Source organism: Bacillota bacterium, from assembly GCA_030019365.1.
Lineage (GTDB): Bacteria > Bacillota > Sulfobacillia > JACIYH01 > JACIYH01 > JACIYH01.
The window spans coordinates 183,663-207,799 of the sequence record JASEFA010000003.1 but is presented as its reverse complement, the minus strand read 5'-3'; the positions used below and the strand labels follow the sequence as shown (position 1 = coordinate 207,799).

Here is a 24,137-nt window from a genome sequence, read left to right as displayed (position 1 = left end):
TTCTCAGCACCACCGGATTCGGCCGCCCCCTGCTCCGGGCGCGGGACCACCCGCGCCGGGACCCCGGCCACGAAGGCCCCCGGCGGCACGTCCCGCGTCACCACCGCCCCCGCCCCCACCACGGCCCCATCCCCGATGCGCACGCCGGGCAGCACCGTGGCATTGGCCCCTATGAGCACGTCCCGCCCCACCTCCACCGGGCCGGTCCGCCACTCCCGCACCAGGAACTCGTGGGCCAGGATGGTGGCGTTGTACCCGATCACGCAGTTGTCCCCCAGGGTGATGAGGTGGGGGAAGAAGATATCGAACATAGCCCCCAGACCCACGGCCACGTCCCGGCCCACCTTCATCCCCAGGCAACGGTACAGGAGCCTCTTCACCCCCACCCACGGGACGAACCGGCATATGTAGAGCACCACGAAATTCAGGGTGGCCCGCCAGGGGTTGACCAGGCGGGTCCACCCCGCCATAGGATTTGCCGCACCGCCGGGATGTACCTGCAACCGCCGGCCGCTCAACCCAGCCCCACCGCCTCCAGCGTGAGGCCCGGGCTGGCGTTGAGGTCCATCCCCGCCCGTCGACCCTCCCGCCAGGCGAAATAGCCGGCGGCGGCCACCATGGCCGCGTTGTCCGTACACAGGGTCGGCCGGGGCACGTACAGCTCAACTCCCGCCTTCCCGCAGCGCGAGCGCACCGCCTCTCGTACGGCCCGGTTGGCCGCCACCCCGCCCGCCAGCACCAACCGCGTGGCCCCCAAAGCGGAACAGGCACGGGCCGCCTTCTCGGCCAGCACTTCCGCCACCGCGGCCTGGAAGCTGGCCGCCACATCCGCGGCCCGGTACCCGCCCTCGTGCCGACGCAGGTATGCCGCCACCGCGGTCTTCAGGCCGCTGAAGCTGAAGTCCAGCGCCCCCTCCAGCCAGGCCCGCGGGAAAGGGATGGTGGGCTGCCCGTCGCGCGCCAGGGCCTCCACGTGGGGCCCGCCCGGGTACGGCAGGCCGAGCAACCTGCCCACCTTGTCGAACGCCTCCCCGGCGGCGTCGTCCAGCGACCTGCCCTTCAGCTCCATGCGCCCGTGCGAGGGCATCCACAGGAAGTCCGTGTGCCCACCCGACACCACCAGGGCCAGCAGGGGCGGCTCCAGGTGAGGGTACTCCACGAACGCCGCGTAGACGTGAGCCTCCAGGTGGTGCACGGGCACCAGGGGGACGTCCAGGGCCCAGGCGATGGCCTTGGCCGCTGCCAGCCCCACCAGCAGGGCCCCTACCAGCCCCGGCCCCGGGGTGACCGCCACAGCTTCGATGCCTCGCAAGGATACGCCCGCCTCCGCCAGCGCCTGGTCGAGCACGGGCAGGAGCGCTTCCAGGTGGCGACGCGACGCGATCTCGGGCACGACCCCGCCGAAACGCTGGTGCAGCCTCACCTGCGAGGCCACCACGTTCCCCAGCAGGTGCCGCCCGTCTTCCACCACCGCGCAGGCGGTCTCATCGCACGACGTCTCCACACCCAGTACCCTCATGGCACCCACCCGCCAGCTCTGCCGCGCCACCGGCTCCCCCGCGCCTCCGGGCACCCGCACCAGGCGCCCTTGTCGCTCAATACTTTTCGTCCCAAAGGTCTTCGAGCCACATTATGATGGCGTCTTCCCCGGTATCGGAGTAATAGCCCTTGCGGATGCCGCGGGGGGCGAAGCCCAGGCCGGTGTACAGCCGCTGCGCCGCCAGGTTGGACTTGCGCACCTCCAGGGTCATGCGGGTGGCCCCGTGCGCCCGGGCGCGGGATATGAGTTCGCGCAGGAGGCGTTCGCCCAGTCCCCGGCGCCGCCAGTCCGGGTGGACGGCGATGTTCGTCACGTGGCCTTCGTCGAGGATCACCCACATGCCCGCGTACCCCACCACCTCCTGGCCCAGGCGCGCCACGATGTACTGGGCGTGGATGTTCTCGGTCAGCTCGCTCAGAAAAGCCCGCCGCGACCAGGGGGTACGGTACGATAGTTCCTCCACCGCCAGCACGCCGTCCAGGTCGGCCAGTGTCATCTGGTCTATATACACCTGGTCGACGTCCCGCACTGTCTCTTTTCCCACAGCTCCTCGGCCTCCGATCTGCGCAGGTAGACCGCTCGCAGGGCGAAGGGGTCACCGGCCGCACCCGCTTCCAGGGACGCCCGGCCCAGCCGCGCCACCACCGTCGCCCGGGGGTATCCCAGTTGAGGCTCCAGCACCAGGGCAACCTCACCTGCCCGGGAAGGCACCTCCTGCCTGTGGGCCCAGGCCCACTCCCCCACCAGGATCACCCGGCCCACCTCATTCTCCGCCGACTCCGTACCGGGCCCGGAGGCCAGGTGGTGCAGCAGGGTCTCCCATTCCACAGTACGGGGAACAAAGCCCGCGGGCTCCCGGGGATAGCCGGCGGCGTATACCCGCCCGCGCTGGGCGTCCAGCACCGGTACCACCAGGCACCCCGTGCCCAGCCAGGGGAAAGCCATGGCCTCCAGGGTGCTGACCCCCACCGCCGGGACTCCCAGGGCATAGGCCAGCGCCTGCGCGGTGGCCAGCCCCAGGCGCAAACCGGTGAAGGAACCGGGGCCGGCCCCTGCCGCCACCGCCTCCAGCTGGCTCCGCTCAAGGCCGGTCTCGTGGAACAGCCTGTCCACCAGGGGCATGAGCACCTGGGACGGTCGCAGGGGACCGCAATAGGTGTGCTCTGCCAGCACATCATCCCCGCTCAACAGCGCCACCGAGGTGAAGCGGGTGGCGGTCTCCAGGCCCAGGATCAGCACCGCCCCCGCCCTCCGTCCCGCCGACGCCCCGGCTCACCGGCACCGGCGAAGGCATCCAGCAGGAGATGATACCTGGTCCCGCAGGCCGTGAGGAGCAGCACGCGCTCTTCTTCCTGCGACCCCATCTCCAGTGATATCTCCAGGTGCTCGGGCGGCAGCCCTGCTGCCGCCCTTTCCGCCCACTCCACCACGGCCATGCCGTCACCCGGGAGGAACTCGTCCAACCCGGCCTCTTCCGCCTCCCGGGCGGAGTCCAGCCGGAACAGATCCAGGTGATACAGGTTTCCCCGCGGGGTGGGGTACTCGTTGACCAGGGTAAAGGAAGGGCTGCGCACGCGACCGGCAAAGCCCAGCCCCTCGGCCATGCCCTGCACCAGGGTGGTCTTGCCCGCGCCCAGCGGCCCCACCAGGGCCACCACGTCGCCCCTCTGCATCATGCCCCCCAGGCGGGCACCCAACTCGCGGGTCTGGGCGGGCGACCGGCTGAGAACCTGCATCCGGCGGGCTACCGGTTGCTCATGGAGATGGGGTGGCATGTCAGCCACCCCCTCGGGGGGCAACGCGCAGGTACTCGTCCCTCAGGCGGCGCAGGTCTTCGTGCACCGGCCGCTCCTTGGTGGGATCCCGCAACACCGCGGCCGGATGGAAAGTACCCATGATACGCATGCTCCCCCGCTCCAGCCAGTTCCCCCGCAGCCGGGTGATGCGAGCGGAGGGGTGAACCAGGGCCTGCAGGGCCGGAGAACCCAGGCACACCAGGATGCGGGGGCGGATCAGCAGCAGCTGATGGCGGAGGATGGGCCAGCAGGAGCGCATCTCCTCCGTCAGGGGAGTCCGGTTTCCCGGCGGACGGCACTTCACCACGTTGGTGATGTAGACCTGATGGCGCTTGAGCCCCAGGAGTCCGATCCATTTGTCCAGCAGCTGGCCGGCCCTACCCACGAATGGCCGCCCCATCTCGTCTTCGGTCTGACCGGGACCCTCACCCACGAACATCATGACCGCCCGGGGATCGCCCTCACCGAACACCACGCCGCGGCACCCCTCCCGCAGCGGGCAACGCCGACATCCCCGTGCCACCCGGCCCAGTTCCTCCAGGTCGGGAGATCCCTCCATCTCCCTCAGGAAGGTATCACCCTCTGCCAGTATTCCCCCGTCAAGGGGCCAGGCCTCCCCTACCGGGGACGCCGTGCTGGCTGCGCCGACAAATAGCGCCGCAGGGGCTGCCCTCGCTCCGCCCTGCGACACCGCCCCGCCCTCTGCCCGCTGCTCCTCGACTTCATGCCGGGGAGCGGCCTCTGCCACCGCTTCCCCGTCCGGTTGAGGAACCGCGAGGAGGGGTACATCCGGTCCCGTGAGGAAAGAAAAGGTCTGCTGGCGGGCATGGGACGCCCCCTGCCCGCCCCGGCTACGCTTCGTCATATCCGCCCAGAAGCCTCCTCGTGCGCTCCAGCACTTCCACGTAGCGCCGCCGCTCCGCGGGGGGGCGGGCTGCCTCGGTAAGGTTCTCGCGGCACATCTGCCGATACCTGCTCGCCATCTCGGGCAGCCAGGCCGCGAGCGTCTCGACGATACCCGTACCGATCGCCCGGGCGGCGCCGCAACGCGGACCGCAGGGCAGAAATCCCGACGCGAAGAAGACGCTCTCATCGGGTTCGTCCCCCCGGGCCACCCCGGCGGCCAGTTGAGCGGCCAGGCTGTCTTCGTACGGGGTTCCGTCCGCCAGATGGCGGACATAGTTGTCCAGGCAGCAGGCCGGATACCCCAGGACCTTCCCCAACGACTCCGCAAAGCGGGGCTCGGTTTCCGCCCAGCCTCCCATCCGCTTCCGACGCTCGGCCAGCATCTCGCCCAGTTCCGCCAGCACGGGCACCGCTACCGGGTCCCGATACACCACCAGGTAGCGGACCGTGGGACGCACTTCCAGCTGCCAGGCGTTCAGGCCCAACCGTTCGATCCACTCGCTGAGGAAGCGGTAGGTGGGAGCCGACTCGACCACCCGCCCGTACGCCTCGCGCAGCAGATCCGCCTGCCGGCGCAGCTTCGCCTGCGGGCGGAGAGCCACCTGCCAGCGCGCCCTGTGCTGGCTCACCAGCGCATCGATGGCTCCCCCCAGCGCATAGGCGTCCGGCAGATCGGCGGGGAGGACAATCAGCGCGGCCGGGCGAGCACCGGCGGCCACGGGGAGCAAGTCCTCGACCTTGACGCGATCGAGCACCGCCTGGTCGCTCAGCAAATCCCGCACCAGCGCCTCCGGGATCGCGGGCCCCGTCACCGGCTCAACCTCCTGCCGCCGCCACCGCTAGCAAGGAGGCTTTCTACCCACGCCCCGGTAATTCCTGCGCCGCTCGTCGCCGTGCAGACCAGCGCACGCGCCCCATGGGGATGCAAGGTTAGTCTTCGATGATTTCGACGTTGGCGCGGGGTACGGTCACGAGTTCGCCCGAATCCAGACGGGCGTGCAGGATGCGCACCTTGGCCTCAGTTTCGATGACCTGCAGCTCGGGAGGCAGCTCGGTCACGTGGGCCAGCCGGCCGAAGTAGGGTTCGCGGATGATGCGGATGCGCGTCCCGGGCACCAGACCCTGGGACACCCCCCCACTACCAGCCTGGCCCGCAGAGGTGAGCCCACTGCTGGCGGCATCGCCCGCAGAGGCACGCCCACCGCTGGCAGCATCGCCCGCAGAGGTGCTGCCCGCGGCGGGGCGGGCGGCGGCCGACGGCCGGCGGCTGACGGGTACCACGATCTCCGGGCGCATCACTCCGGCCCGGATCTGGGTGGCGCCGTTGATGGAGGCCATGCGGCCGCCGAGAGACTGCAGCAATTCGAAAGTGCGGTGGGCCATGGTCATCTGGCCGAAACCCTCGGTTACGATCACGGTGATGGGGATGTCTTCGTGTCCGGTGATGGCCACCCCGATGTCATGGCCCAGGAACCCGATCAGGTCGCGGTCGATGATCCCGCCCGCCACCACTCCGCGGGCCCCCACTTCCACCGCCCGGCGCAGGGCGGCACCGGTCACCAGCGATCCCCCCACCAGCACCTTGCCCCGGTGGGCAGGAAGGATGGCGGAAGCCTCCAGCACCTCTTCAGGGTTGGCCACCACCACCTGGATCTCCCCGTACGTCTCCCCGCCCACCCCGAAGATGCCCTGGATGAACGCGCCCTGAGACTCCACCACTACCCCTTCCCGGGGTATCACCTCGGCTACCGCGCCCTCCAGGTACGCCCTCACCTGCACGGGAATGGGCGGCTCCCGCACGATCACCTGCCCGGTGACCTCGGATACCGACTCGACAGCCCCGTCCACGGGAGAAGTGCACTTGCTCGAGACCAGTCCAAACAGCGCCCGATAACGGGCGATCACCTCCCCCTTCCGCACGGGATCGCCCACCTTCTTGACCATCAGGTGGGGCAGGTCGGAAGGGTCCGCGCCCAGGGCGGCGGCCGCGTTCACCGTGTTTGGATTGCCGGGCAAAGATGCCTCGGCCACCACGGCATCGGGACCCACCCTCTGCCCCCGCTCCACCAGCACCCGGCCGGGGATGGGCAACCGGCGCTGCCGCCGGATGACGGCGTACTCTGTGACTTTCAGACCGGGAGTGTATGCGTGGGCCATGTCGTTCCCTCCCTAACCACCCAGCTTCTCCAGGAACTGGCGCGGATACAGGTCGACGGCCAGAGCCCATTCCCGCAGCTTCTGCCAGCGCCGGGCGGGCTCGGAGGACAGCACCAGAGGCCGTCCCCGGCAATCCAGAATGATCCCCGCCACTCCCCCATGCAGGATGGTGCGCAGGGCATGCCCCCGGCCCCGCCCCACGTCGAACCCGCGGGCAGGATGGATCTCGGCTTCCGCCTCCTCCCCCACCTCCAGCGGGAGGCGCCGGATCTGGCCGTACGCCAGCTCCTCTTTGACCACCTTTCCCCCCGGCAGGTGCAGGGTCACCACCAGGCACGGCTCCCCTTCCCTGCCCTGCCCCACCGGGGCCACCGCCGTGCCCAGGTGGATCAGGCAGTCGCGGTCGAACACCTGCGCGGCCGCCTGCTCGTGTACCGTGGACAGCACCCCCAGCTGCGGCATCATGAAGATGGAATCCACCGCCAGCCGGGTGACACCTTCCGGCTGAAACGCGTCCAGCATCATCAGGGCCGCCTGCACCCGCCGGGGAGCATGGGAGAGCACCCCGCCCGAGCCTATGAGCAGACCCAGCTCCATGAGGTCGATGTACGTCTCCGCCCCCACCTGGGTGAAGGTGTCGTCGATGGTGCGCTGCCGCTGCACCCCCTTCAACCCCACCGCCAGGGTCTTGTGGTGCTCGAAGGCAAGGCGCAGGGCCTCCCGCGCCAGGCCCTGCTCGATGGCCAGCTCCTCCAGGGTCTGGGGTACGGTGGTGGGACGGATCATCTTGTTCCGGATGCGGTTGCGGATGTCGGCCTCGTCAACCGGGAAGGGAATCCAGCGTACGATGTTGGGAAGCCCCGCTTCCAGCAAGACGTTGCAGATGGAATAGGACATGCCCAGGTTGGCGCTCACCGTGCGCACGAAACGCTCCCCGTACACGGAAAAGACGTCCGTGGTCGCCCCCCCGATGTCCACCCCGATCACGTTCAGGCCATACTCCCGCGCCGCCGTCTGCATGCCCAGTCCCACGGCCGCGGGCGTGGGCATGATGGGCGCGTCCGTCCAGGTCATGAGCCTGTTGTAGCCGGGGGCCTGGGCCATCACGTGCTCCATGAACAGGTTGTGGATCTCCTCCCGCGCCGGCGCCAGCACCTCCTGCTCCAGCACCGGGCGCAGGTTGTCCACCGTGCGCAGGTCGAAACGCTCCCCCAGGATGCGCTCCATGTGGGGACGGGCATCCCGGTTGCCCGCATAAATCACCGGCAGCCGGAAACCAATGCCCAGCCGGGGCCGGGGCTCGGCCGCCGCCAGCAGCTCGGCGATCTGCACCACGTGGGTGACGGTGCCCCCGTCCACTCCACCCGAGAGCAGGATCATGTCCGGGCGCAGGTGGCGGATGAGGGCGATCTTCTCGTGGGTCTTGCGCCCGTCGTCGATGGCCACCGCGTCCATCACGATGGCCCCCGCCCCCAGGGCGGCCCGCTGGGCACTCTCGGTGGTCATGCTCTTGACCACCCCCGCCACCATCATCTGCAGCCCGCCCCCGGCACTGGAGGTGGAAAGGTAAGTATCCACCCCGCTGCCGTCGGGTTGCCGGGGGGTGATTATCCCTTCCTCCGAGAGAAACTTCCTCCCGGTTAGCTCCTCCACCTCGCGGACGGCGTTGCGCACTCCCATGGTTACGTCCTCGAAGGGACGCTCCACCGTGGTGGGGGCTTCCCCCCGCACCACCAGCCGGTACTCGTCGCCCACTTTGTCGATGAGGATGGCCTTGGTGGTGGTGCTGCCGCAGTCGGTGGCCAGCACCGATGTGATCTCAGCGGGCACGACTCTTATCCCTCCGCTCTCCGGCCCGGTTGTCCTCGCGGGCCGCGGGCCGGTCATCCCCCGGGGCACGGTTGTCCTTGGGGGCCGGGCGCCCGGGACGGGCCGCCGCCCGGCGCTCCCGGGCCTGCCTTTTCTCTTCCTCTGACAGCTCCTCGATGCGCTGGATCAGGCGCTCCACGTTCTGCTTGTCCTCCAGGAGAAAGGCCAGCTTCTCAAAATCTCCCCAGACCAGGGTGATCACGGGAGAGAAGAGGTGCATGAACTGGCTGCCCAGCCAGCTCAGATCCTTGCCTGTCTCGAGCATGAATATGGCGGGGGTGTACATCCCGAAGCGGCGCACCAGCCGGGCCAGCTTCTCGATGAGCTGGTCCCGTTCCTGCGGCGTGATCTCGTAGATCATCCAGTTATCGAGCCAGCGGGGCACCGCCCCCACCTCCCTGCGGCCGCCGTTTCAGGGCCACGGCCGCTAGAAAAGCTCCACATTGGCCCTGGGGACCACGACGCGTTCCCCTCCGTCCACTGCCACTTCCACCATGGGGACGCGCGCCTCCGTCTCCGCCACCATGGGCTGCCGGGGAATCTCAACGATGTGGCCCAGGCGCCCGAAGTAAGGGTCGGTGATCAGCCGTACGCGCTGGCCGCGGCACAACTCCTCGTCGGCCACCTGTTCCTCCACCACCGGCCCCTGGTAGTCGGGAAAGGGAACCACGATCTCCGGCCGGATGGCGCCCGCCCTGATCTGAGTGGCTCCGTTGATGGAAGCCAGCCGCCCCTCCAGGGCCTTGAGGCTGCGGAAGACGTGCTCGCGCATGGCCAGGCCCCCGAATCCCTCGATGAGGATCACGGTGATGTCGATGTCCTCCTGGCCGGTGATGCCCACCCCCAGGCGCACCCCCAGGGAGCGGACCAGGTCCAGGTAGTTTGCGGTACCGGTCACCACCCCGCGCGCCCCCACCTGAAGCGCCTTGACCAGAGCCTCGTTGGTGGCGTAACCGCCCCCCACCACGATCTTCCCGGCGCACTTTTCGTCGATGAGGTCCCCGGTGAGCGTCTCATCGGGGCAGGAGACCACCACCTGGATGGGACCGTGGGTTTCCCGGCCCAGGCCGAAGATCCCGGTCAGGCGCACGGCCGGAGCCTCCACCACCACGCCCCGGCGGGGCAGTACATCCGTAACCACCCCGCTGATGTACGCCTTCACCACCACTTCCTTGAACGGCCTGGCAATGGTCACCATGCCGGTCTGGGCGTTGACCTCGGCGATCACACCCGAGACGGGGGTCAGGCAGGTCTTGGTGAAGAACGCCGCCTGCTCGCCCTTCTTGGCGATCATCTGACCCTTCTTGACTTCCTTGCCCACGGGCGTGATCATGTGCCTGGGTACGTCCTTGGGCCGGCACCCCAGCTCGAAGGCGACGTCCACCTGGACGGGGGGTTCTTCGCGACCAAACTCTTCTCTGACGATTACCCGCCCCGAAGCCGTGGAGATGTCCTCGACCATGCCGTCGGTGGGGGATTCGTATTCCTTGCGACCATACAGGCCCTTCTCGGCGATCGCGATCACCTGCTTGGTCTTGACCTGGTCCCCCACCTTTACCAGCATGGCCTTGCCCAGGTCGGCGGGCTCGATGCCCAGCAGGCGGGCCACGGGCAGCACCCAGGGGATGCCGGGCCGCAGGCTGATGCGGGCCACCGGGGTATCCGGTTCCACCCGCTCGCCCGGCCCTACCAGGACCTCCCCGGGCAGGGGCAGCTTGCGCACCTTGCGCACGCGCTGGATCACGTAATCAGCGACGCCAGAAGAGACCGCCACGCTTCTCCCCTCCTTCCGGCCTGCCGGGAACGGGCGCCTTGCCCACGGGATGGGCGGCCTGGTACTTGCGGAGCAGATCCCCAGGATAGAGGTCCAAGGCCTCGAACCACTCGGTGAGCTTCTGCACCCGGCGGGCCGGTTCCGAAGGCAGTTCCAGAGGGCGGCCCCGGGCATCGATCACGATCCCCACCAGACCCCCGTGCACGGTGGCCTCCAGGCGGCGGCCCTTGCCGGCGCCGGCATCCAGGGCCCCGGCCGGAATCACTTCCACCTTTGCCGTCTGCCCCACGTCCAGGGGAATGCGCCTGATATCGCCGAAAGCCACCTTCTCTTCCTGCACGCCTGCGGGGAGATGGGCCCGCACCGCCACCGCCGGTTGCCCCTCCCGCAGCTTCCCCGAGGGGGCTATGCAGGTGCCCAGGCGGATCAGGCAGTCCTTGTCGAATACCTCGGCGGCGATCTCGGGATGGGTGGTGGAAAGCACCCCCAGGTGGGGCATCATGAAGATGGAGTCCACCGCCAGCTGGGTGATGCCCTCGGGCTGGAAGGCATCGATGAGCATCATGGCCGCCTGCTGCCGCCGGGGGGCGTGGGAGAGGACACCGCCCGACCCCACCAGCATATCCAGCTTCTTCATATCGATGATCTCGCGGCCGGAGGCCCGGAATATCTCCTGCTGGGCGCTGTGCCAGGCAGCCCGGGCCTCCTCCTTCTCCACCTTGCGGGCCAGGCTCTTGTGGTGGGAGAAGGAGAGACGAAGGGCTTCCCTGGACAGGGCCTGCTCCAGCACCAGCATCTCCAGGGTCATGGGGATGGTGGTGGGACGCACCATCTTGTTGGCGATCCAGTTGGAAAGCTTGACCTCGTCCACCCCGAAGGGAACCCAGCGCAGGATGTTATCGACTTTCGCCTCTTCCAGGACGTTGCAGATGGAATAGGACATGCCCAGGTTGGCGCTTACCGTGCGGGTGAAGGTACCCTCGAAGCTGGAGAACACGTCCGTGGTGGCGCCACCGATGTCGACCCCGATGATGTTGGCCCGGTACTGCTCGGCCATCAGGCTGATGATGCGGCCCACGGCGCCGGGGGTGGGCATGATGGTCACGTCCACCCACTCCATAAGTTCGGCATAGCCGGGCGCCTGCGCCATCACGTGGTTCATGAACAGCTCGTGGATGGCCTCCCGGGCAGGGCCCAGGTTCTCCACGTCGTGCCGGGGACGGAGATTCTCCACCAGATGGACGTCCAGCTCAGAGCCCGTCACCCCCAGGATGAGGTCCTGGGCATCGCGGTTACCCGCGTACACCAGGGGGAGCTTGTAGGTGGCGCCGAAACGCGGCTGGGGATTGGCCTGCACGATGGTCTCCGCGATGGCGGCGATGTAGGATACCGACCCCCCGTCCACACCCCCCGACATGAGGATGATGTCGGGCCGCAGCTCGGTGATGCGGCTGATCTGCTCGGAGGTGGACCTCCCGTCGTCCACGGCGATCACGTCCAGGACAACGGCACCGGCACCGAGGGCGGCCCGGTTGGCGGAAGCTGCGCTTATGCTCGACACCAGCCCCGCCACCATCATCTGCAGGCCACCGCCCGCGGAGGAGGTGGAAACATAGTAATCCACCCCTTCGCCGTCCGCGGCGGGGCGGACGAGGCGACCGGAGGAATCCAAAAAACGGCGTTCGAGGAGTTCCTCGAGCCGCCGCACGGACTTGCGCACTCCAATCATCACGTTTTCCCAGGGAGCCTCCACTGTGGTGGGCATCTCCCCCCTTCCCACCAGGCGGTACTCGCCGCCCCGATCCTCGATGAGAATCGCCTTGGTAGTTGTGCTCCCCACGTCCGTCGCCAGGATGACCCGCGGCCTACTACGGCTCATTCTAACCCCCCTTTTTCGCACCCACCTTGCGTGTTACCATCTCCACGATCCGGTCCCTCAGCACCTGCTCCCGGTCGAAAAACAGAAGGTGCCCCTTGAGGATGCGCCCGCGCAACTCCCGCTGATCGAAGTAAAGCTGCACGGCATCGGGGAAGATGCGGTAATCGAAAAACCTGTCCCACGGGCGGAAATCCCAGAGCAACCCGTTCTTGAGCCTCACTCCCTTCTCGTCCAGGCGATATCTGATGGGAAACAGGTAGGGTGCCACCGCCCCGCCCAGCACCACCAGGGTGGCCACCACCATCCAGGTCTCGTGGAACCACCACCAGGCCAGAACGGCCGAACCGATCACCGCCACCGTCGCCACCGCGGCGCGCCCGGGCTGGCGGGCATACAGGGCAACCGTCCATTCCAGCGTTTCCCGTGGCTCTGCCATAGTCCCAACTCGTGAATCATATTCGGCCTTCGTATGGGGGTTCCTGCTGAGCAGCTTTCAATTTTTGTAATACTCCCCCGAGCCTTTCAACATGTCAATAACATGAGCGACCGGTAGAGCCTCCACCACCCGCCCCAGGCGGCCGCGGGTGGTGGTCGCCCGGAACAGGGCATTGAGCACCGCCTCTTCCGTGCCTTCGACCACCGCGCGCATGAGCCCGGCAAAAGTGGCTCCGTGGTCGGGCAGGAACGCCGCCCACTGCACCCGATCAGGTGCGTCGTGGCGGTAACGGGTGGCGGTGCTGAAGGCCAGCACGAAGTCGCCGCTGCCGTGCCCCACGAAGGAGCCGGTGCGGGCCAGGCCCACCACCCCCCGCCGGGCAAGCCGTCCCAACTGGCGCGCGCCGAGGGGCGCATCGGTGGCCACCAGCACGATTACCGACCCGTCGCCCACCCCCGCCTCCGCCCCACGCTTCTCCAGGTGCATCCCGACGGGGACACCCAGGATGGTGAGGTCACGGCGGCGCCCGAAGTTGGCCAGCACCAGGACTCCCACCGTGAAGGTCCCCGCCTCCCCCGCCACCACCCGGGAGGCGGTGCCGATGCCTCCCTTGAAGCCGTAACAGACCATGCCCGTCCCGGCACCCACCGCGCCTTCCGCGGGGGCCAGAGGACCGGCGGCCTCCAGGGCCCGGGTCGCGTGCTCCGGGCGGACGGCCGGGAGGCGGGCGTCGTTGAGGTACCCATCGTTGCACTCCATCACCACCGGGTTGACGGTGCCCGCCGGCCCCCCGATCCCCGGGTCCTGTTCGAGCATCCAGCGGACCAGGCCGTCCGCCACGCTGCCCACCGCCAGAGTATTCACGAGCATCACCGGCGTCTCCAGGGTACCCAGCTCGGCAACCTGGGCCAGCCCGGAGGCCTTACCGAAGCCGTTGATGACGTGGACGGCTGCGGGGACCTTTTCCCGGAAGGTGTTCCCCGGGTGGGGTCGCACGGCTGTGACCCCGGTGCACACCCCTTCCTCCGGCCGGTAAAGGGTGACGTGTCCCACCAGCACGCCGGCCACATCGGTGACGGCGTTCCCCGGTCCCGCGGGCAGCTCTCCCACCCGATACCCCAGTTCCCGCAGCCGCGGCCGCGGGTCAGAGGCGGGCACGGGCGGCCTCCACCAGTGCCGAGAAGGGCTTGAGGTGCAGAGGATCCCGGCTCCACATCTCTTCGGGATGCCACTGCACCCCCAGGGCGAAGCGATGGTCGGTGGACTCCACCCCCTCGATGACCCCATCGGGTGCCCAGGCCACTGCGCGCAGTCCCGGGGCCACGGCCCTGACCGCCTGATGATGGAAGGAGTTGACCCGGGCCTCCGTCACACCCAGAACGGCGGCCATACGACTCTGGGGGTCCAGCTGCACGGGATGGCTTTCGTGCCAGCGCGGTGCTTCCTGGCTGTGCTTGAGCACCTTTTGCAGCTGGGAGCCCAGGTCCTGAAAGAGGTTTCCTCCCGCCGCCACGTTGAGCACCTGGACACCCCGGCATATCCCCAGGATGGGAACACCCAGGGCCAGGGCCTGACGAGCGAGGGCGAGTTCGAAGGCATCCCGCTCGGGGGTGACCTTTCCCAGGCCGGGTAAGGGGTCCTCGCCGTAGTACGATGGATCGAGGTCCACACCCCCGGAAAGAAGAAGGCCCTGGAGGTGAGCCAGCACCTCTGCGGCCTTCCCCGGATTGAGCACCGGCAGGATAACCGGGACACCGCCGGCCGCTTCCACGGCCGCCGGGTAACCGGCCGGCACGCGCACGCGGTCATTTTCATCGGTGCTGCTGGTGATTCCTATGAGAGGCAGCAATTTCGTTCAGTCCTCCAGATACTGCGAATATGCAAAGAGAGTGGGAGACCCTCCCGTGTGCCAGAATACCACGTTCTCCCCTGGTTTCACCACGCCCCGGCGCAGGTGGTCCACCAGTGCACCCATGGCTTTGCCGGTGTACACGGGGTCGAGCAGCACCCCCTCCTCCCGCGCCAGGAGCCGGATCGCCTCCAGGCAGGCAGGGGTGGGGATGCCGTAGCCCGGCCCGATGTAGTCGTCGAGCACCTCTACCTCTCCGGCACTCACGGTTACGGGCAGACCGAGCAGCCGGGCCGCCCCGGTAGCCAGGTCCGCCACCCGCGGGCGGGATTCACCGCTCGACCGGCTCACGCTGATGCCCGTGACCCGGAGGGCGGGATCGAGCACCCGCCCGCCCAGCACCAGCCCGGCCTGAGTGCCTCCCGAACCGGTGGCCACATATACCCGGTGCGCCACGACGCCCATCCCGGCAGCCTGGGCCAGCATCTCCTGCATGGCCAGGCAGTAGCCCACCGCGCCCAGGGGGGTGGATCCCCCCACGGGAATGGGGTAGGGATGCCGTCCCCGGGCCCGCAGGTCGGCGGCTGCTTCTTCCATCACCTCCTGGGCTGGCCGGGCGCCGGCAAAGCGTACCTCCGCCCCCAGCAGGCGGTCCAGCAGCAGGTTGCCCTGCCTCTCTTCCGGCTCCTCGCCCTCCAGCACCAGGATACATTCCAGGCCCAGGCGGGCGGCCAGGGCAGCGGTGATGCGAGCGTGATTTGACTGCGGCCCTCCCACCGTCAGCACCACGTCGGCGTCCTGGCGCCGGACGTCGGCGAACAGGAACTCGAGCTTGCGGGCTTTGTTCCCTCCCAGGGCGGCATGGGTGAGATCATCCCGCTTCAGGAACAGGTGCACTCCCGGAAACAGGCGCTCCAGCCCCACGGCCTCCTCCAGGGGCGTGGGCAATCCGGCAAGGTGAAGGCGCGGCAGCCTGGCAAATTGCACTCCTCATCCCCCCCAAGGACCGGTATTGGTCGCCTGCGACGTCAAATCTCTCTCAATCCCACGCTGATGGCCAGGGCCTCGTTCACCCTCTCCATGATCTCGTCACCCAGGTGGGTCACCCGCTGTCGCAACCGCCGCTTGTCGATGGTGCGGATCTGCTCCAGCAAGATCACCGAGTCCCGATCCAGGCCCGACTCCCGAGCCGGGAGCTCCACGTGGGTGGGCAACCTGGCCTTGGCGATCTGGGAGGTGATGGCAGACACGATGGTGGTAGGGCTGTACCTGTTGCCGATGTCGTTCTGGATGATCAGTACCGGCCTGATGCCCCCTTGCTCCGAGCCCACCACCGGACTCAGATCAGCGTAGAACACGTCTCCCCGCCTGATCACCAACTCCCACCCTCCGTCCCCGTGAGGGGGCCTCCCCCCGCCCACGCCGCCTCCACGGGCCAGGTGGTACCGTCCTCGGCCAGGTGCAGGTTCAACTGGCCCATCTCTTGGTATCCCCGCACCAGCTGTTGCCGCAGTAGCTGGCGGCGGCGCGATTCCAGGTGGCCCCGCAGGGCATCACAGATGACTTCGCTGCGTCTCCTCTTCTCCTGGATCACGATGCCGTCTACCGCGTCAAGTAGATCCGCCGGCAAGGTGATGGTTATCCTGCGCGCTTCACCCATTACCTTCACCCCTTCCGGCAAACTCAGCGGTGCCCGTCTCCACCCGGGCGACCTCACCGTCGCACAAATACGCTCTGGCCACCCGTCGCCCTATCCCCACCAGGATCTCGTAGGGAATGGTGCCGGCGGCCCGGGCCAGATCCCCGGCCGTAATCTCTTCCTCTCCCTGCCGTCCCAGCAGCACCACTTCTTCCCCGGCGGACAGCTCCCATCCGGCCGGTAAGGCAACCGTCAGCTGGTCCATGGAAACCCTGCCCGCGATCGGCGCCCTCCGCCCCCGCACCAGCACCTCCGCCCGTCCCGACAGCACCCGCCGGTACCCGTCCGCGTACCCCACCGGCAGGGTGCCCACCACCTCGCCCCCCGCCGCCCGCCACGTGCGCCCGTATCCCACCGTCTCGCCCGGTCGCATTACCTTGACCTGGGCCACGCGGGTCTTCCAGGTCAGCACGGGTCGCACCCGGGCCACCGATTCCAGCCCGGGGGCCGGGTAGATGCCGTACATGGCCAGCCCCGGCCTCACCAGATTCAGCCTGGCCCCGGGCAGGCGTAGCAGCGCGGCACTGTTGGCCGCATGTCGATAGGGAACGTGCACCTGCTCCCGCTCCAGGGCGGTCAGCACCGAGGAGAAGGCCTCCACCTGCGCCCGCGCGGAGGAGAGGTCGTCCTCGTCAGCGGCGGCCAGGTGCGTGAATACCCCTTCGACCTCCAGGGCGGGAATTCCCTTCAGCCAGCGCACGAACCCCACCGCATCTTCCGGCCGTACCCCCAGGCGGCCCATCCCGGTGTCCACCTTGACATGCACCCGGGCTCGCCGGCCCGACCGTGCCGCCGCCTGGGCCAGGGCACGCGCCCCCTCGTCCCCGAAGACGCAGCAGGAGATGTCGGCCTCCACGGCGGCGCGTGCTTCCTCCGGTGGGAGGTAGCCCAGGATGAGGATGGGTACCTTGAGGCCCTGACGGCGCAGTTGCAGCCCTTCCTCCAGGCATGCCACCGCCAGCCAGCGCGCACCCGCTTCCACAGCCGTGCGGGCCACCGGGACGGCCCCGTGGCCGTACCCGTCCGCCTTTACCACGGCCATCACCTGGCTGCCCCCGGCCACCCGCACCAGCTCCCGCACGTTGGCGGCCAGGACATCCAGGTCCACCTCCACCCAGGTGGGTCTCAGGTTGCGTTCCAGCACCGCCCGCAGCGCCGCCGCCCCCACCTCCTTCGCCACCCGCTCGAGGCGCGGCCCTCCGCCCGCCCCGCTTCCCCCGGGCAGATGCGTCAGTCCGCCCGGCGGGCGGCCCGTTCCAGGCGCCGCGCGGCGCCGGGCACGAAGGCCAGGACGTCACCGGCCACCAGAGACAGGTGGCCCCTGCGCCCGGCGGCCAGGTCTCCGGCCAGGCCATGCAGGAACACGCCCAGGCAGGCCGCCCGCTCGGCAGGCACTCCCTGCGCCAGAAACGCACCCAGCAGGCCGGTGAGCACGTCCCCCGATCCCCCGGTGGCCATCCCTACGTTGCCGGTGGGGTTGACGAATACCCGGCCGCCAGGCGTCACCACCAGCGACCGGGCCCCCTTCAGCACCACCACCGCCCGCGAGCGCCGGGCCGCCTCCCGCGCCGACTCGAAGCGGTCCGCCTGCACGCGGGCAACGGTGCTGTCCAGCAGGCGAGCCATCTCGCCGGGGTGGGGGGTAAGGACAGTCGGGTGTTCCCTCTCCCGCAAGAGGGAAAGGTCCGAGCCCAGGGCCCAGAGGCCATCGGCGTCGACCACCAGGGGCGCCGGGCACCAGCGCACGAAGTCGCGCACCAGGGTGGCCACCCCGGGCGAGCGCCCCAGTCCCGGCCCTATGGCCCACGCTTCCGCCCCCCGGCCCGCCTCCTTGAGTACGTCCAGGGCGGAAGCGCTCAGCATCCCCTCTTCTTCCGGCAGGCCGCGCGTCATTACCTCTGATAGCCCCGCCGCCACCACCGGCTGCTGCCGCACGGGCAGGGCCAGGGTCACCAGCCCCGCTCCTCCCCGCAGGCCCGCCATGGCCGCCATCTTCGCCGCCCCCACCATCCCCTGGGACCCGGCCACCACCCAGAGGTGTCCGAAAGTTCCCTTATGGGCGGCCGGAGGACGGGCGGGCAACCAGGCTGCCACCTGCTCTTCTTCCAGCATTTCCACCTGCGGGTTGACCCGCTCTACCAGTCCGGGGGGAATGCCGATGTCGGCCACCACCACCCGGCCGGCGTGCTCGGCGCCCGGGTACACCAGCAGACCCACCTTGGGGAGACCCAGGGTGACCGTCACCCGGGCGCGCACACAGGGCCCGCTCACCGCCCCGGTGTCGGCGTCCAGCCCCGAAGGTACGTCCACGCTCAGGACCGGCCGCTCCGCCCGGTTCAGCGCCTCGATGACCTGCGCCACCTGCCCCCGGGCACCCCCCTGTATCCCTGTGCCCAGCAGGGCGTCCACCACCAGGTCCGCGGCGGCCAGTTCCTCCGCGAGAACGCCCTCCCAGCCCGGTCCCGACAGGAACCGCAATGCCAGGCGGGTGCCGGGCAGGGCCTCCTCGGCCCTGGCCATGGCCAGGTTGGCGGCGGCATCCCCCTTCAGTTCGTCGGGGGAGGCGGTGAGCAGCACCCTCACCTCCGCCCCCTGATGGCAGAGGTGCCGGGCCACCACCAGGCCGTCGCCCCCGTTGTTCCCCTTGCCGCACAGCACCAGCACCCGGCACCCGGGCGCATCCCCGAGCATCTTGAGGGCCTGTCCAAAAGCAGCCCGGCCCGCACTCTCCATCAGGATGAGACCGGGGATGGCCCCCTCTTCCTGAGCCAGGCGGTCGATCTCCCGCATCTCGGCCCCGGTGACTGCCCTCATGCCTCCTCCACCGCGCCTCCCGCCTGCGCGCCCCGGACCGCGTCCCGAACCGGCGGCCCACCGGTTTCCGCAAGCCCTGCCTCTTCTGCCAGCGGCACGTCCCCCTCCGCCAGCACCCTGCCGTCTTCGCCCAGGGCGAGAGCAACGGCCACGGCCACCGCTCTCTCATGGCTCAGGGAAATGCGCCAGGACTTCACGCCGCGCTGGCGGGCGGCCTGCATCCACGCCCCCCGCAGCAAAACGCGCGGCACCCCGCCGGCGCCCCGCTGGATCACAACGTCGCGCCAGGACCCGGGCCGGCACCCGAGGGCCTTGGCCACGGCCTCCTTGGCCGCCCACCGGGCCGCCAGTTGCTCGGCAGCCCGTCGCCCGCTGCACTGCGCGAGCTCCTCCGGGGCAAAAACCCGCCCCGCCACGCGGTCCCCCTGCAACCGCAGGAGGCGGCGCCAGCGCGACACGGCAACCACGTCAACACCCAGGCCCAGCATCCCCTGGGTATTCTTCCCCCCACCCCCATTTTCCTTCGCCGCCGTTCTCCTTCGCCCAGGTGGGGGTCAGCGCTGAGCATCGGCGGAGCAGGGATCCCCTCTTTCCCGCAGGCCAGAACCAGAAGGGCTCAAGGCAGCATCACGGAAGACAGGGGGAAAACCCTGGCGCAACAGGCGGCACGGGCTCACCTATTCTACGGTGACGCTCTTGGCCAGGTTGCGGGGTTTGTCGACGTCGCACCCCCGGGCCACCGCAGCGTAGTACGCCAGCAGCTGCATGGGCACCACCGCCACCACCGGCGCCAGCCAGGGGTCAACCTCGGGGATGGTGATCACCTCCACTCCCATGGGCTGCGCGGGGGCTCCATCCCCAGCCTCCTGCCTACCGAGGCCCTCCGTCGCCCCACCGGTGAGGGACGCGGGGGCGAAGAGATAGACGCGGCCGCCCCGGGCCCGCACTTCTTCCACGTTGGAGATGGTCTTCTCACGCAGGGTGGGTTGGGTGGTGAGGGCGACCACCGGGGTGTCCGGCACGATCAGCGCCAGGGTGCCGTGCTTGAGCTCGCCGGCCGCGTACGCCTCGGCGTGGATATACGAGATCTCCTTGAGCTTGAGCTGGGCCTCCTGTACCACGGCGTAGTCCAGGCCCCGGCCAATGAAGAATGCATCCTCGTGTGCGGCCACACGGCGGGCGACCTCCTCGATGCGGCCGGCTCCGGCCAGCCCCTCCTCCACCAGGGAGGGAAGAGCCCGCAGCGACCGCCCCAGGCGGCGCGCCTCCTCCGCGGACAGCGTCCCCCGCAGGCGGCCCAGGTGCAGGGCCAGCAGAGTCAGCGCGGCCGCCTGGCAGGAGTAGGCCTTGGTGGAAGCCACCGCTATCTCCGGCCCCGCCCAGGTGTACAGGACCCGCCCGGCGTCGCGGGCGATGGAGCTACCCACCACGTTGACTATGGCCAGTACGCCTGCGCCCCGGGCACACGCTTCCCGCAGGGCCGCCCGGGTATCGGCGGTCTCACCCGACTGGCTGATGACTACCACCAGGGTGTCCCGGTCTACCAGGGGCTGACGGTAACGGAACTCGGAGGCCAGCTCCACTTCCGCGGGCATGCGCGCCAGCCCTTCCAGCAGGTACTTCCCCACCAGTCCGGCATGGTAGGCGGTCCCGCAGGCCACCAGGTGCACGCGGCGGAACCGGCCTAGCCAGTCCGGGTCGAGGGCCTCTTCCTCCGCCCGCACGTCCCCGTTTTCAGCCAGCCGCGAGGCCAGAGTCCGGCGCAGGGCGGCCGGTTGCTCGTGGATCTCCTTGAGCATGAAGTGAGGATAGCCGCCCTTTTGGGCCATGCTGGCATCCCAGGTGACCCGAAACACTTCCTTGGACACCGGACGGCCGTGGCGGTCACTCACCTCGACCCGGTCTGCGGTGAGCACCGCCATTTCGCCTTCGTCCAGGATGTAGGTGCTTCTCGTATATTCCAGCAGCGCAGGCACATCGGAGGCCAGGAAGTTCTCGCCCTCGCCCAGGCCCACCACCAGGGGGCTCTCATGCCTCACCGCCACCAGCATGCCGGGGTGAAGAGGCGACATGACAGCCAGGGCGTAGGATCCCCGCAGGCGGCGGGCAGCCGCCGCCACCGCCCCGGGCAGGTCCCCCTGGTAAAGGCTCTCGATGAGGTGGGGGACCACCTCGGTGTCGGTCTGGGACACAAAGCGGTGGCCCTCCCCGGCCAGCTCCTCTTTCAGCTCCCGGTAGTTCTCGATGATCCCGTTGTGCACCACCCAGAAACGCCCGGTGCAATCTCCGTGGGGGTGGGCGTTTTCATCCGAGGGCACCCCGTGGGTGGCCCAGCGGGTATGACCGATGCCCGTGCGGGCGCGCCCGCCGTCGAACTCCGCCTCCAGCTCCGCCTCCAGGCGCGACAGCCGGCCCTCACGCTTGCACGCCAGTGCCCGATCTCCGTCAAGGACCACCACGCCCGCCGAATCGTATCCCCGGTACTCCAGGCGGGACAATCCCTGCAACAGCACGGGCAACGCGGGCCGCGGGCCCACGTAGCCCACTATTCCGCACATCCACCTCTCCTTTCACCACCCGGCCCTTTTGTCCCCGGGATCGCTCCCGGGATTTGTGAGGCCTCTTACGGTCGTGGCCAACCGTGGGGCATCCGCCGAATCCTTCGATGAACCCCACCCTCGTCAACTTCCCCCGCACCACGCGGGAGGAAGTCCCGGCGCTCTCTGCCTTCGTCGCACACCGCACTCCTTGCGACACGTCTTGTGCACCCTCCCGGGTGCGCTCACCGCGCTCATTCCGGATGCGCCGATCGGGGTTCTCCTGACCCCCTCGATACCTCCCCGGCAATCACCTCCTCCAGCCTGGCCACCACCCCGGTGACTTCGCCCGGGTCGACCCCCTCCACCATGATGCGCACCAGGGGTTCCGTACCGGAAGGACGTACGAGCACCCTCCCGCGTTCCCCCAGGGTGCGGGCGGCTTCCCGCAGGGCCTCCTCGATGCGGGGAGTGGCACGATAGCGCATGCCGTCGGGGAGCCGCACGTTGCGGAGCGCCTGGGGGTAATGGGGAATCCGTCCCGCCAGCGCGGAAAGGTTCTCCCGCGCGCGGGCCACAGCGGCAAGAAGCTGCAAGCCGGTAAGCATGCCGTCGCCGGTGGTGGTGTGATCCAGGAAGATGATGTGGCCCGATTGCTCACCCCCCAGGCTGTACCCGCCCCGCCGCATCTCTTCCAGCACGTAGCGATCCCCCACGGGAGTCCGCACCAGGCCCAGCCCCATCTGGCCCAGGAACACCTCCAGCCCCAGGTTGGACATCACGGTGGCCACCACAGCTCCCCCGCGCAGGCGCCCCTCTCGCTGTAACGCCTCGGCCAGGATGCCCATAATGGCGTCGCCGTCCACTATCTGGCCCTTCTCGTCCGCCGCGATCACGCGGTCCCCGTCGCCATCGTGAGCTATCCCCGCCTGAGCGCCCAGCCGGACCACGGCGCGTGCCAGGCCCGCCGGGTGGGTGGAACCACACCCGGCGTTGATGTTGAGCCCGTCGGGCTCGCCGTTGATGACGGTGACACGCGCCCCTACCCTCCCCAGCACCCGGGGAGCCAGCTCCGAAGTGGCACCGTTGGCGCAATCAACCACCACCCGCAGAGGGATGGGCCCCGCCACCGTGCCCACCAGGTACTCTATGTAACGCTCCCGTGCTGCGCGCGCATCCTGCAGGCGCCCCACTCCGCTCCCGGCGGGACGGGGCAGGGTGTCCTCACTCAGGGCCAGGCCCTCGATCCTCTCCTCCACCTCGTCGGGGAACTTGTATCCTTCTGCGGATATGAGCTTGATGCCGTTGTACTCGGCGGGGTTGTGGGAAGCCGATACCACGGCACCGGCCTGGCAGCCCAGGTACCGGGTGAGGTAGGCCACCCCGGGGGTGGTGATCACCCCCAGGTCCAGCACATCCGCCCCGGCGGACAGCACACCTGACACGAAGGCGCCTTGCAGGAGATGACCGGAGAGCCGGGTGTCCCTGCCCACTGCAAAGCGGGGGCGACCTTCGCCCCCCAGGGCGGCGGCCGCGGCCCGCCCCACCCGGAAGGCCAGCTCGGGCGTTAGTTCCACGTTGGCTATCCCGCGCACCCCGTCGGTCCCGAAGAGCAAGCCGACCCCCCCTTCCATGATATTCGCCGGCGACCCGGCTGCCGGCCGCCAGGCTACCGCGTGGCAGTGACAAGGGTGACTTCGGCCGGTTCCACGCGCGGGACTTCCACACGGGAGGGGACATCCACCTGCACGGTGACCTTCCGCTCCCCGGCATCGCCGCTCCCGTCCACCCAGGCCTGGGGCTGGACACCTTCCAGCAGATCCTTGCGCGCCCGCACGGTTACCTTGACCTGTGCGGGCTGGCAGGAAGCGGTCATGCCTTCGGGGAGATTGCGCACCGCCACGGTCAGGCCCGGGAATTCCTTTTCGCCCACGTCTTCGACCACGCGCAGGTAGACCAGCACCGTGGGCGGGTCCGCCATGACGATGCCCGCAGGCAGCGCCACTGCCACCTCCCGTTCGCTGTCCCCGGTTATCCCTTCCAGAGAGATGGGTCGCGTACTCACCGATTCCAGGGTGTCCAGCTTATCCTGGGACCCGCGCACCTTCACCCGGGACGGACTCACCACCACCTCCCGCAGGCGGTACCCCGCGGGAAGCTGCCCCTGCACGTCTGCCTGCACGGGTACCTCCCGGGCCGGGGGGAGCCTCACCAAGCTGAAACGGACTTCCACCCCGCCCGGTTTCAGCGTCACTCCGGGGATCTCCCTGCCCTGCCGGTCCACCGCGCGCAGGTTAACCGTGCGGGAGAAATCGGCCGTAGCACCGGTAACGTCGACCTCACCCACCGCATAGCGCACCTGCGCCACCTGCCCCCGCGGTCCACAGGCGAGCACCTCGGCGGGGCTGGGCAGGGGCGATTCTACCCGGTAGTCTTCGCCTACTACGCCCACCACCTGGACCTGCACGGGCACGCGGCGTTCCGCCAGATAGTCCACGGTCACCCGGGCGTAGGTGGGTGACACCTCCACCACCTGCACTCCCCGGGGGGCCTTTGCCGCCACGGGCAGGGAGAATTGCCCCGCGCCGGCCCCACTCAAGTCAACCTCCGCCCGCACGGTATCGGGACTCAGACGATCGAGCACGCTGCGGGGAGCGCGCACGGTCGCGTCCACCTTTTGCGGGCGTATTTCCGCCACCGCCAGCTCGGACGGCAGACCCACCGCCTGCAGGGTCACCCCGGACATGGTAACGGAAACCACCGGGCTCTGGCCGGAACCCACACGCAGCCACAGCACGATGGCCAGCACCACCGCCAGGATTTTGAGGGTCAGGTCCTTCTCCAGCCAGCGATCCAGCACGTCCACCTACCAGCACCCGCC

General features: G+C 69.2%; 23 protein-coding genes and 1 pseudogene. All 24 read right to left on the bottom strand.

Annotation, left to right across the window (positions count from 1 at the left end):
• Positions 1-38: 38 nt before the first annotated feature.
• Positions 39-470: pseudogene (locus QME70_07135) on the bottom strand (acyltransferase).
• Positions 471-514: 44 nt separating this feature from the next.
• Complete coding sequence (gene tsaD, locus QME70_07130) at positions 515-1,519, bottom strand: tRNA (adenosine(37)-N6)-threonylcarbamoyltransferase complex transferase subunit TsaD (protein ID MDI6894368.1); 1,005 nt, start codon at positions 1,517-1,519, stop codon at positions 515-517.
• A 76-nt stretch (positions 1,520-1,595) separates the two neighbouring features.
• Positions 1,596-2,036: a ribosomal protein S18-alanine N-acetyltransferase gene (gene rimI / locus QME70_07125; protein ID MDI6894367.1), complete on the bottom strand. Its 441-nt coding sequence runs from the start codon at positions 2,034-2,036 to the stop codon at positions 1,596-1,598.
• A 5-nt stretch (positions 2,037-2,041) separates the two neighbouring features.
• The gene (gene tsaB / locus QME70_07120; protein ID MDI6894366.1) at positions 2,042-2,779 is read right to left on the bottom strand and encodes a tRNA (adenosine(37)-N6)-threonylcarbamoyltransferase complex dimerization subunit type 1 TsaB; all 738 of its coding nucleotides are present in this window, start codon (positions 2,777-2,779) and stop codon (positions 2,042-2,044) included.
• Positions 2,773-3,315: a tRNA (adenosine(37)-N6)-threonylcarbamoyltransferase complex ATPase subunit type 1 TsaE gene (gene tsaE, locus QME70_07115; protein MDI6894365.1), complete on the bottom strand. Its 543-nt coding sequence runs from the start codon at positions 3,313-3,315 to the stop codon at positions 2,773-2,775. Before tsaE ends, tsaB begins: the two co-directional genes overlap by 7 nt.
• A 1-nt stretch (position 3,316) precedes the next feature.
• Complete coding sequence (locus QME70_07110; GenBank protein MDI6894364.1) at positions 3,317-4,201, bottom strand: uracil-DNA glycosylase; 885 nt, start codon at positions 4,199-4,201, stop codon at positions 3,317-3,319.
• Positions 4,188-5,054, bottom strand: coding sequence for a DUF483 domain-containing protein (locus QME70_07105; GenBank protein MDI6894363.1), 867 nt, complete (start codon positions 5,052-5,054; stop codon positions 4,188-4,190). Before QME70_07105 ends, QME70_07110 begins: the two co-directional genes overlap by 14 nt.
• Before the next feature lie 118 nt (positions 5,055-5,172).
• Positions 5,173-6,399 carry a hypothetical protein gene (locus QME70_07100; protein ID MDI6894362.1) on the bottom strand — a complete coding sequence of 409 codons (1,227 nt, stop codon included), beginning with the start codon at positions 6,397-6,399 and terminating at the stop codon, positions 5,173-5,175.
• A 12-nt stretch (positions 6,400-6,411) separates the two neighbouring features.
• Positions 6,412-8,229 (bottom strand): glutamate mutase L, encoded by a 1,818-nt coding sequence (locus QME70_07095; GenBank protein MDI6894361.1) that lies wholly within the window; start codon positions 8,227-8,229, stop codon positions 6,412-6,414.
• Entirely contained in the window at positions 8,219-8,653 is a 435-nt protein-coding gene (locus QME70_07090; GenBank protein MDI6894360.1) for a hypothetical protein, read from the bottom strand. The genes QME70_07095 and QME70_07090 overlap by 11 nt, the downstream gene beginning before the upstream one ends.
• Positions 8,654-8,695: 42 nt before the next feature.
• Complete coding sequence (locus QME70_07085) at positions 8,696-10,042, bottom strand: hypothetical protein (protein ID MDI6894359.1); 1,347 nt, start codon at positions 10,040-10,042, stop codon at positions 8,696-8,698.
• Complete coding sequence (locus QME70_07080) at positions 10,017-11,921, bottom strand: glutamate mutase L (protein ID MDI6894358.1); 1,905 nt, start codon at positions 11,919-11,921, stop codon at positions 10,017-10,019. The genes QME70_07085 and QME70_07080 overlap by 26 nt, the downstream gene beginning before the upstream one ends.
• Before the next feature lies 1 nt (position 11,922).
• Positions 11,923-12,357: a hypothetical protein gene (locus QME70_07075; protein ID MDI6894357.1), complete on the bottom strand. Its 435-nt coding sequence runs from the start codon at positions 12,355-12,357 to the stop codon at positions 11,923-11,925.
• 57 nt (positions 12,358-12,414) lie between these two features.
• Complete coding sequence (locus tag QME70_07070) at positions 12,415-13,515, bottom strand: P1 family peptidase (GenBank protein ID MDI6894356.1); 1,101 nt, start codon at positions 13,513-13,515, stop codon at positions 12,415-12,417.
• A complete protein-coding gene (locus QME70_07065; protein ID MDI6894355.1) occupies positions 13,502-14,206 on the bottom strand; it encodes a gamma-glutamyl-gamma-aminobutyrate hydrolase family protein in 705 nt (234 codons plus the stop codon). The genes QME70_07070 and QME70_07065 overlap by 14 nt, the downstream gene beginning before the upstream one ends.
• Before the next feature lie 6 nt (positions 14,207-14,212).
• Complete coding sequence (locus QME70_07060; GenBank protein MDI6894354.1) at positions 14,213-15,193, bottom strand: D-cysteine desulfhydrase family protein; 981 nt, start codon at positions 15,191-15,193, stop codon at positions 14,213-14,215.
• A gap of 41 nt (positions 15,194-15,234) precedes the next feature.
• Positions 15,235-15,585, bottom strand: a complete 351-nt coding sequence (locus QME70_07055; protein ID MDI6894353.1) for a type II toxin-antitoxin system PemK/MazF family toxin — start codon at positions 15,583-15,585, stop codon at positions 15,235-15,237.
• Entirely contained in the window at positions 15,579-15,866 is a 288-nt protein-coding gene (locus QME70_07050) for a ribbon-helix-helix protein, CopG family (protein MDI6894352.1), read from the bottom strand. The genes QME70_07055 and QME70_07050 overlap by 7 nt, the downstream gene beginning before the upstream one ends.
• Positions 15,859-17,085, bottom strand: a complete 1,227-nt coding sequence (gene alr / locus QME70_07045) for an alanine racemase (GenBank protein ID MDI6894351.1) — start codon at positions 17,083-17,085, stop codon at positions 15,859-15,861. The genes QME70_07050 and alr overlap by 8 nt, the downstream gene beginning before the upstream one ends.
• A gap of 50 nt (positions 17,086-17,135) precedes the next feature.
• Entirely contained in the window at positions 17,136-18,719 is a 1,584-nt protein-coding gene (locus tag QME70_07040) for an NAD(P)H-hydrate dehydratase (protein MDI6894350.1), read from the bottom strand.
• Complete coding sequence (locus QME70_07035; protein MDI6894349.1) at positions 18,716-19,207, bottom strand: holo-ACP synthase; 492 nt, start codon at positions 19,205-19,207, stop codon at positions 18,716-18,718. Before QME70_07035 ends, QME70_07040 begins: the two co-directional genes overlap by 4 nt.
• A gap of 189 nt (positions 19,208-19,396) precedes the next feature.
• The gene (gene glmS / locus QME70_07030) at positions 19,397-21,277 is read right to left on the bottom strand and encodes a glutamine--fructose-6-phosphate transaminase (isomerizing) (protein MDI6894348.1); all 1,881 of its coding nucleotides are present in this window, start codon (positions 21,275-21,277) and stop codon (positions 19,397-19,399) included.
• A 233-nt stretch (positions 21,278-21,510) separates the two neighbouring features.
• Positions 21,511-22,872 carry a phosphoglucosamine mutase gene (gene glmM / locus QME70_07025; GenBank protein ID MDI6894347.1) on the bottom strand — a complete coding sequence of 454 codons (1,362 nt, stop codon included), beginning with the start codon at positions 22,870-22,872 and terminating at the stop codon, positions 21,511-21,513.
• 53 nt (positions 22,873-22,925) lie between these two features.
• Positions 22,926-24,122, bottom strand: a complete 1,197-nt coding sequence (locus QME70_07020) for a CdaR family protein (GenBank protein MDI6894346.1) — start codon at positions 24,120-24,122, stop codon at positions 22,926-22,928.
• Between the last annotated feature and the right edge of the window lie 15 nt (positions 24,123-24,137).